This window comes from Burkholderia sp. Bp9004 (genome assembly GCF_003858025.1).
Taxonomy (GTDB): Bacteria; Pseudomonadota; Gammaproteobacteria; order Burkholderiales; family Burkholderiaceae; genus Burkholderia; species Burkholderia diffusa.
The window spans coordinates 1-1,081 of the sequence record NZ_QTQD01000081.1; the positions used below are offsets into that span (position 1 = coordinate 1).

The 1,081-nt window shown below is 65.2% G+C and carries 1 protein-coding gene; it reads right to left on the reverse strand.

The window, feature by feature from the left end:
- Window positions 1-1,081: phosphonoacetaldehyde dehydrogenase (gene phnY / locus DIE08_RS35235; protein WP_124906459.1), on the reverse strand; the 1,081-nt coding region annotated here is incomplete at both ends.

The window sequence follows — 1,081 nt, forward strand, 5'->3', positions numbered from 1 at the left end:
ACTTCCAGCTCGGTGATGAAGCGCGTGATGTTGTCGAAGCGGTTCGTGCAGACCGACGACGACAGCGCATAGTCGGTGCTGTTCGACATCCGGATTGCTTCGTCGATGTCGCGAAAGCGCATGATCGGCGACACCGGGCCGAACGTCTCGTACTTCACGAGCGGCATATCGGGTGTCACGCGATCGATCACCGTCGGCGAATACAGCGCGCCGTCGCGCACGTTACCGACCAGCAGCCGCGCACCGCGCGCGATCGCGTCGTTCACCTGCTGCTCGCAGAACGTCGCGGCCGCCTCGTCGATCACCGTGCCCATGTCCACCGACGGATCGGACGGATTGCCGTACGACCACGCGCGCGTCTTCTCGACCACCAGCTCCGTGAAGCGATCGGCCACCGTCTCGTGCACGAGCATGCGCTTGATCGCGGTGCAACGCTGCCCCGAGTTCTTGTACGAGCCCGACACGGCGAGCGTGCTTGCTTCGTCGAGATCGGCGTCGTCCATCACGATGATCGGATCGTTGCCGCCGAGTTCGAGCACCGCGCGCCGGTAGCCCATCCGCGACGCGATCGACTTGCCGATCGATACGCCGCCGGTGAACGTGATGAGGTCGATCGCCGGATTCGTGATCAGCTCATCGGCGATCTCCTTCGGGTCACCGGTGAGCACTTGCAGCATCTGCGGCGGCAGGCCGGCTTCGTACAGGATATCCGCAAAGCGGTAGCACGACAGCGGCACCTTCTCCGACGGCTTCACGACGATCCGGTTGTTGGTCGCCACCGACGGAACGACCTTGTGCGCGACCTGGTTCATCGGATGGTTGAACGGCGTGATCGCGGAGATCACGCCGAGCAGCGGTTCGCGCTGCGTGTACACGCGGCGCTTCTTGCCGTGCGGCGTCAGATCGCACGAGAAGATCTGCCCGTCGTCCTTCAGCACTTCGCCCGCGCCGAACGTGAGCACGTCGGCAACGCGCCCGGCTTCGTACGTCGAGTCCTTGATGCACAACCCGGCCTCGGCCGTGATCAGCGCCGCGATCTCGGCGGTGCGCGCGCGCACGATGTCGGCCGCGCGGCGCAGGA